Raw genomic sequence first — 7,391 nt, forward strand, 5'->3', positions numbered from 1 at the left:
ACACCCCTGCCACCTGCTCAAATCAGCCGGTAGCCAAACCAATCCGGCACCTGGCTCTGGCTCAGGCCCTCAAGGTGGGGCTCCAGCTGCACATGCCAGCGCTCACCGCCCAGCAGCTCCAGCTGCTCGATCGCCAGGCAGTCGTCCACGGCCGCCAGGTCATCCTTGTGCTGCTGCAGGGCCCCACGCAGCCACTGCCGCTTGGCCGCTGCCTTGGCCGCCTGGGGCGAGCGGGCCACCACCAGGCCGAAATGATGCAGCTCCGCGAGGCAATCGGGGCGGTAGGCGCCCAGGTTCACAAACCACAGCCGCTCGGGCCGGGGCGCGGCCGGCTCGCGCCTGAGGCTCACCGCGAAGCCATCCACCGCCCGCACCGCCAGGTAGCTGTCCAGGTGCAGGCCCTCACGCCTCCCGAACCACTGCCGCCGCAGCTCCGGAAGCGCCGCTTCGATCGTGGCGCCCGCCACGAAGCGCACGTCGTGGAGCTCGATGTGGCAGCCCGGGGCGCGGCCGCCCAGCACCACCAGAAACAACTCGGGTGCGCTCACGGCTGTTGCTGGTCGGGCGGAGAAATCAGCGCCAGCATCCCAGCAGCTGAGCTGTTGGCTGCTGGATGGGCACCGCGATGGATGTGCTGGTGATGGATGGGCTGGCGGTGGATGTGCTGGTGGTTGGTGCGGGCCTCTCCGGGCTGGTTGCCGCACGCCGCCTGCAACAGCAGGGGCTGCGCGTGCGCGTGCTGGAGGCGCGGACGCGGCTGGGCGGGCGGATGGTGAGCCGCACCCTCAGCGATGGCAGCGTGGTGGATCTGGGCGGCCAGTGGGGCGGCACGACCCACCACCGCTTCGCGGCGCTGCTGAGCGAGCTAGGCATCAGCCGCTACCCCAGCCACTACACCGGAGACGGGATCTGGTGCTGGCGCGGTGAGCGGCTGCAGGCCCCCCTGGCGGCCCGCTTCGCCGACAGCCTCCTCTTCTTTGAACCCGATGCTCTGCACCTGGACGCCGAAGCGTTGGCGGCAGCCCAGGCCTTGCAGCGGACCTTCTCGGAGCTGGTGGAGGGGATCGATCCGCGCCAGCCCTGGCGCAGCCCCCAGGCCGAGTCGCTCGATCGGCTCAGCGTGGCCGCCTGGGCCGCACAGCACACCAGCCTTCCCCTGGCCCGGCTGCCGCTCGACTGGCTCTGCCGGGTGGGCGGCTCCGGCGGCTTCGAACCCTGGGAAACCTCGATCCTCCATCTCGCCTGGACCCAGGCGGTGGCACCCCAGGCCGAGAGCCCCGAAGCCTGGCTCGTGCAGGGCGGTGCCGGCTCGGTGGCCCAGCGACTGGCGGCCGATCTCGACGCCCACAGCCCGGGCTGTCTCCAGCTCGGCGCACCCGTGCAGGCCATCGCCCAACAGGGCGACACGGTGCAGGTGATGGCCGAAGGCCTGGCACCGCTGCAGGCGCAGGCCGTGATCACGGCCGTGCCGCCGCCGCAGCGGCTGGCGATCCGCTTTGAGCCGGCGCTGCCTGCCGCCCACCAGGCGCTGCTGCAGCGCACGGCCATGGGAGGCATGACCAAGATCCTGGCCCGCTACGCCCGTCCGTTCTGGCGCGAGCAGGGCCTCAACGGCCTGGGCATCGGCGATCGGCCCTGGCTGGAGCTCACCGCCGACAGCGGGCCGCCGAGCGGCCAGCCGGCCGTGCTGGCGAGCTTCGTGGCCGGCGAGCGGGCGCTGACGCTGGCGGCCCTGCCCGCTGCCCAGCGGCGGGCGCTGATCCTGCAGGATCTCGCCGCCTACTGGGGTCCGGAGGCCGCCAAACCGCTGGAGCTGGTGGAGCAGGCCTGGAACAGCGAGCCGTTCACCGGCGGCGCCTTCACCAGCTTCCTTGCCCCGGGCTGCTGGACCAGCCACGCCCGCCTGGCCGCCGGCGCTGAGGGCGGCCCCGGCCCCGCCCACCACGGGCGGGTGCTCTGGGCCGGCACCGAAGCATCCCCCCGCTGGCCGGGCTATTTCGAAGGGGCGATCGAAGCCGGTGAGCTGGCGGCCAGCGATGCCGCTGCGCTCCTGACGGCATGAGCCAACCGCCCTACATCCACGGCAGCAGCGCGCGTGAACAGCAACGGCTGATCGCGCAGGCAGCCTTGCTGGCGCCCCTGCTGGCCGCCAATCTGGAGCTGCACCCGGGCGAGCGGCTGCTCGAGATCGGCTGCGGCGTGGGGGCCGTGCTGGGCCAGATCGCGCGCAGCCATCCGCAGACGCAGCTCAGCGGCATCGACATCAGCCCCGAGCAGATCGCCGGAGCACACAGTCACCTGGATGCACTGGGGCTGGGTGCGGCCAGCTCCAACCCTGTGGAGCTGGTGGTGGGCGATGGCGCTGCGCTGCCCTGGCCCGATGGGCACTTCGATCGGGTGCGGCTGGTGTGGGTGATCGAGCACCTGGGGGATCCATCGACGCTGCTGCGGGAGGCGCGCAGGGTGCTGCGGCCCGGCGGCACGATCCACCTCACCGAAACCGACTACACCAGCCTCCAGGTGTCGCCCCCGGACAGGGCGATCCAGGCTCTGCTGACCGCCTTTGTGGCCCACTTCAACCGCCACGGCGATGCCCATGCCGGCCCGCGACTCGGGCCCCTGCTGGAGCAGGCGGGCTTCACAGCCGTGAGCAATCAGATGGTGGGCATCCATCACTGGTGCCCCAGTGGGCGCGAGCAGGTGCACGACTTCTGCACCTACCTGCTGGGGTTCATTGAACCCGAACTGCCGGCCCTGCTGGCGGCAGCTCCCAGCGCCGAGGTGGCAGCGCGGATCGCGCTCGGTGCGCAGCGGTTTGGCCAGCTGGGCCAGCGCCCCGATGGGGCCATCAGCCTCAGCATCTATCAGGGGCGCGGCATCGCCGACGCCTGAGTGCTGGCCGGGCGACGGAAGTCGGCGAACAGCACGACAGCGCCGCTGCCGCTCTGGCTGATCTCAAGCTCCAGAAACGGCCCGCTCGCATCGCGGCGCAGCCAACCGCTCACCCGACCGCTGTCTTCGGTTTCGACCAGCAGCACCCGGCAGCTGCGGGACTCGATCCAGCCGATCAGGGGTTCCACCCCCTGAAACGAGGGTTGGCCCTGGCGGTTGTGGCCCTGCACGGCCCCGGGGCCGGTGTGCACCGCCCTCCAGTCGCGCTGGCCCCGCACGCGGCCGTCACGGCCCACCTGCAGCTGCAAGCGCTGCAGGCTGGGCGCCACTCCCCCGTTCACATGCGTCTGCGCCTCGGCCTGCCAGGCGCCCGAGAGCGTGCTGAGGTCGGCCGGCGCAACGCAAGGGAGCGGGCCGGGAGCCGCAACCGCCGGACTCCAGGGCAGCGGCGCGGCCAGGGCAACAGCCAGCCAGAGCGATCGCCAGGGGTGCAATGGGGTCAGCGTCTGAGGCGGCATGGCGGATTGGCATTCCAGGGCATCACGGCATCGTCCAGCAGGATGAGGAGATCGACTCCAGGGTGATGGATTTCTTCGATCGGCAATGGAGCTCCTACCGGGCGATCGTGGAGCACGACCTGATGGAGCACCACCAGAAACAGACTTGGACTCAGAGATTGGACCAGCCTGGGGCGAGCAGAATGAACAGGTTGCCGAGCACCCATGGACTTCTTTGAAAACCAATGGAGCACCTATAAAACAATCGTCCAACACGACTTCATGCACCATCGGGCCCTGGTTGGGGCGGTGGAGCAGGTTCTGAAGCACTACTTCGACGGAGCACCAGCTGGGCACCGCCCCCACTTTGTAGACCTGGGCTGTGGCGATGCCGACCCCCTGGCGGCCGTTCTACGGGACCTCCCCCTCGGTTCGCTCCTGGGTCTGGATCAGGCCTCCTCCGTCCTGCCTCTTGCTGCCAAAGCCCTGGGGGAGGTGCCCTATCCCTGCGACTGGATCCAGGCTGAGCTCCTGGAGTGGGCCACAGCGGCAACGCCACAAACCAATCCGGTTGACATCCTCTATTCCTCGTTCGCCATCCACCACCTGGATGGGGAGAGCCAAGAGGCCTTCCTGGCGGGGGTTCGGAAGAAGATCAACCCCAAAGGCATTTTTCTCTGGGCGGACATTTTTCGGGAACCCGGTGAATCAGTTGACGACTTTCGACTGCGCTACACCCAACGGATGACCGACCACTGGGGGGGTGTCCTCCAGCCGCAGCAACTGGCCCATGCCTGCTTCCATGTGAGTCATTACGACCTTCCCGCTGACCGAGCCGCCATCGGCACCACAGCCCGCAACCAGGGCTGGAGCCTTGCCTGGATCTGGGCTGGACCCGACCAGGCCGAGGCGCTGGCGGTGCTGACGCCGGCCTGATTCAGGCGCTCAGCTGTGCTCCCGCAGGAAGGCGATCGTGCCCTCCAGCTCCTCGCCGAAGCGCTCGATCTCCTCGGGGGTGGTGGTGAAGCTGAGGCTGGCGCGGGCCGAGCTCGGAATGCCGTAAAGGCGATGCAGGGGCTGGGTGCAGTGGTGGCCGCTGCGGATGCAGATGCCGGCTGAATCCAGCAGGGCAGCGATGTCGTTGGCATGCAACCCATCCACCGTGAAGGCCGCCAGGGCACCCCGATCGGGCTGTTGCTCGGGCGTGGGACCCAGGATCCGCACGCCTTCGATCGCCCGTAGACGATCAAACAGCTGGCGGGTGAGCACCTGCTCCCAGGCGTGGATGCGCTCCAGGCCCAGGGCGTTGAGGTAATCGAGGGCGGCGCCCATACCGATCGCTTCGCCGATGGCCGGCGTGCCCGCCTCAAACTTGTGGGGCAGCTCCGCCCAGCTGCTGTGGTCCAGGTACACGTCCTGGATCATTTCGCCGCCGCCGAGGAAGGGGGGCATCGCCTCCAGCAGGGCCTCGCGGGCCCAGAGGAAGCCCATGCCCGTGGGGCCGCAGAGCTTGTGGGAGCTGCCCACCAGGAAATCGCAGCCGAGCGCAGCCACATTCACCGGCAGGTGGGGCAGGCTCTGACAGGCGTCCACCAGCACCAGGGCACCGGCGGCGTGGGCCAGCGGCACCACCTGCTCGATCGGATTGAGGCAGCCGAGGGTGTTGCTCACCTGCACCAGGCTCACCAACCTGGTGCGCTCGGTGATCTGGCTGCGCAGATCCTCCAGATCCAGCTCGCCGCTTTCGGTGAGCCCGGCGTGGCGCAGCACGCAGCCGGTGCGGGCCGCCAGCAGCTGCCAGGGCACCAGATTGGAGTGGTGCTCCATCACCGTGAGCAGCACCTCATCGCCGGGACCGAGATTGGCATCGCCCCAGCTGCGGGCCACCAGGTTGATCGCCTCGCTGGCGTTGCGGGTGAACACGATCTCCCGCGCACTCGCCGCACCTATGAAGGCGGCAACCTTGGCCCGGGCAGCCTCAAAGCCCTCGGTGGCGCGGGCGCTGAGCTGGTGGGCGCCGCGGTGAACATTGGCGTTGTCGTGGTCGTAGTAGTGCTGCAGGGCCGCCAGCACTTGGCGCGGCTTCTGGCTGGTGGCGGCGTAATCCAGATAGATCAGCGGCTGACCCAGGCAGGCCGTCTGGGCCAGCAGGGGGAAATCGGGCCGGGTCAGGGCAGCAAGATTTGGCGCGACCACCTCAATGCTGGGCGGGGTTGCGGCGGTGTTTGCTGAGGTGGTTGCTGCAGCCGCAGTGGTAGTGCTGGTGGTCATGGATGCTCCCGCAGCAGCAGCTTTAGCGGATTCAGGGCCGCCGCCGCCGCGGGAAGCTCGCGCAACACCTCCTCGCAGTAGCCCCGCAACAGCAAGCGTGAGGCTTGTTCAGCGCCAATACCCCGGCTCTGCAGATAAAAAAGCTCGTTCTGCTGCAGCCGACTAATGGTGGCGCCGTGGGCGCACTTGACATCGTCCGCGACGATTTCCAGCTCGGGTTTGGTATCCACTCGGGCCCGATCGGAGAGCAAGAGGGTGCGGCTGAGCTGGGCGGCGTTGGTTTGCTGGGCGCTGCGCGGCACCCGCACGGCCCCGTTGAACACGCTGCGTCCGGCCCCATCAGCTACCACCTTGTGGAGCTGGTCGAGCTGCCCATCGGGGCCTTCAAAACGCACTTGGCTGTGGGTGTCGGCCAACTCTTGGCCATCCACCAGCTGCAGGGCCCGCAGCCGGGTCTGGGCCGCTCCCTCCAGCTGGCTGATGCAGGGCTCGAGCCGGCTTAGGGCCCAACCCCCAACTGCGGTGGTTAGCTGGAGGGAGCTGGCGGGGGCCTGGCTAATCGACAGGTGGCTGAGCAGGCTGGCGCTGGCATCGCCAGGAGCCAGCAGCCCCAGATTGAGCTGGGCGCCACGGCCAAGCTGGGCAACCGCTACCAAGCTGGTGGCATTGGGGCCACTGGAGCCGTGCTGGATCAGCAGCTCCAAGCTGGCGCCCTCCTCAAGCACGAGCACCAGCTGCAATGCCAGCAGCCCCGGCGCCGGACCGGCGTCACAATTCAATTGCAGCGGACCAGCCGCTCCAGCCACCCGCAAAGCCAGACAGCGGGGCGAAGCGCCTTGATTTAGCCGCACCGACCAAGCATCGCTGCCGCCTGTGGCTTTGAGCACCAGCTGCTGCAACTCCTGCACCTGATCAGCTCCGATGCGACTAATGCCAGCGGGCAAGCTGAGTTGGGCGAATGGGTCTACACCACTCCAGAGCTCGGGCTCCAAGGCCTCTAGGGCAGCCAGGCCTGTGAATCGCCACTCCTCCTGACTTCGGCCCGGCAGGGGCACGCCAGCAAGCTGGGTGAGCCAATCAGCAGTATTTGGCATAACCGCAGCTGGCATCACAGCACCTCCGCAGGTTCCCGGCTCAGGCTGGCCAGCTCCTGATCCACCCATTCGTAACCAGTGCGCTCAAGCTCCAAGGCCAGCTCCTTGCCTCCGGTTCGCAGGATCTGGCCAGCCGCCATCACATGGACGTAATCGGGGGTGATCAGATCCAGCAAGCGCTGGTAGTGGGTGATCAGCAAGGTGGCATTGTCCGGGCCCGCGAGTTGATTGACCCCATCAGCCACGATGCGTAGGGCGTCAATATCAAGGCCAGAATCGGTTTCATCGAGGATCGCCACTAGAGGCTCAAGTAGCGCCATCTGCAAGATCTCGTTACGCTTTTTTTCGCCACCCGAGAAGCCTTCGTTGACACTGCGATCTAAGAAGGCCGGATCCATTTGCACCACCTTGAGGCGCTCGCGCACCAGGTCTTCGAAGGCAAAGGTGTCCAGCTCCTCCTCACCCCTTTGAGCGCGGCGGGAATTAGTAGCGACTCGCAGAAATTCAAGGTTGCTAACCCCTGGGATCTCCACCGGGTATTGAAATCCCAGAAACAAGCCCAGTCGAGAGCGCTGGTCTGGCTCTAGCTCAAGTAGGTCTGCGCCCATATAGGAAACCGACCCGGATGTCACCGCAT

Annotated in this window: 9 protein-coding genes; 3 read left to right on the forward strand and 6 right to left on the reverse strand. The window is 67.9% G+C overall.

The window, feature by feature from the left end; all coding sequences use genetic code 11:
- Window positions 1-17: 17 nt before the first annotated feature.
- On the reverse strand, window positions 18-548 hold the full coding sequence (locus tag KBY72_RS06325) for a DUF1543 domain-containing protein (RefSeq protein ID WP_254930954.1): 531 nt from the start codon (window positions 546-548) through the stop codon (window positions 18-20).
- 65 nt (window positions 549-613) lie between these two features.
- Between KBY72_RS06325 and KBY72_RS06330 the strand changes: the two genes are divergently transcribed.
- Together KBY72_RS06330 and KBY72_RS06335 are read left to right on the forward strand one after the other, a co-directional pair.
- Window positions 614-2,062, forward strand: coding sequence for a flavin monoamine oxidase family protein (locus KBY72_RS06330; RefSeq protein WP_254960454.1), 1,449 nt, complete (start codon window positions 614-616; stop codon window positions 2,060-2,062).
- On the forward strand, window positions 2,059-2,892 hold the full coding sequence (locus KBY72_RS06335) for a methyltransferase domain-containing protein (protein WP_254930952.1): 834 nt from the start codon (window positions 2,059-2,061) through the stop codon (window positions 2,890-2,892). The genes KBY72_RS06330 and KBY72_RS06335 overlap by 4 nt, the downstream gene beginning before the upstream one ends.
- On the opposite strand, the gene KBY72_RS06340 is transcribed toward KBY72_RS06335, so the two are convergent.
- Together KBY72_RS06340 and KBY72_RS06345 are read right to left on the reverse strand one after the other, a co-directional pair.
- Window positions 2,865-3,410, reverse strand: coding sequence for a hypothetical protein (locus KBY72_RS06340; RefSeq protein WP_254930951.1), 546 nt, complete (start codon window positions 3,408-3,410; stop codon window positions 2,865-2,867). The genes KBY72_RS06335 and KBY72_RS06340 overlap by 28 nt on opposite strands.
- The gene (locus KBY72_RS06345) at window positions 3,392-3,541 is read right to left on the reverse strand and encodes a hypothetical protein (RefSeq protein WP_254993279.1); all 150 of its coding nucleotides are present in this window, start codon (window positions 3,539-3,541) and stop codon (window positions 3,392-3,394) included. Before KBY72_RS06345 ends, KBY72_RS06340 begins: the two co-directional genes overlap by 19 nt.
- Window positions 3,542-3,614: 73 nt before the next feature.
- On the opposite strand from KBY72_RS06345, the gene KBY72_RS06350 reads away from it, so the two are divergent.
- Window positions 3,615-4,325: a class I SAM-dependent methyltransferase gene (locus KBY72_RS06350; protein WP_254993281.1), complete on the forward strand. Its 711-nt coding sequence runs from the start codon at window positions 3,615-3,617 to the stop codon at window positions 4,323-4,325.
- 9 nt (window positions 4,326-4,334) lie between these two features.
- Here KBY72_RS06350 and KBY72_RS06355 read toward each other — a convergent pair whose 3' ends face one another.
- The 3 genes from KBY72_RS06355 to sufC form a co-directional block, all read right to left on the reverse strand.
- A complete protein-coding gene (locus KBY72_RS06355) occupies window positions 4,335-5,660 on the reverse strand; it encodes a SufS family cysteine desulfurase (RefSeq protein WP_254960458.1) in 1,326 nt (441 codons plus the stop codon).
- Complete coding sequence (locus KBY72_RS06360; RefSeq protein WP_254993282.1) at window positions 5,657-6,769, reverse strand: SufD family Fe-S cluster assembly protein; 1,113 nt, start codon at window positions 6,767-6,769, stop codon at window positions 5,657-5,659. The genes KBY72_RS06355 and KBY72_RS06360 overlap by 4 nt, the downstream gene beginning before the upstream one ends.
- The coding region (sufC, locus tag KBY72_RS06365; RefSeq protein WP_254993283.1) for a Fe-S cluster assembly ATPase SufC at window positions 6,769-7,391 on the reverse strand (623 nt) is incomplete at its 5' end. The genes sufC and KBY72_RS06360, both read right to left, overlap by 1 nt.

Origin of the sequence: Cyanobium sp. BA5m-21, from assembly GCF_024346235.1 — a bacterium.
In the GTDB taxonomy this organism is placed as follows: Bacteria; Cyanobacteriota; Cyanobacteriia; order PCC-6307; family Cyanobiaceae; genus Cyanobium_A; species Cyanobium_A usitatum.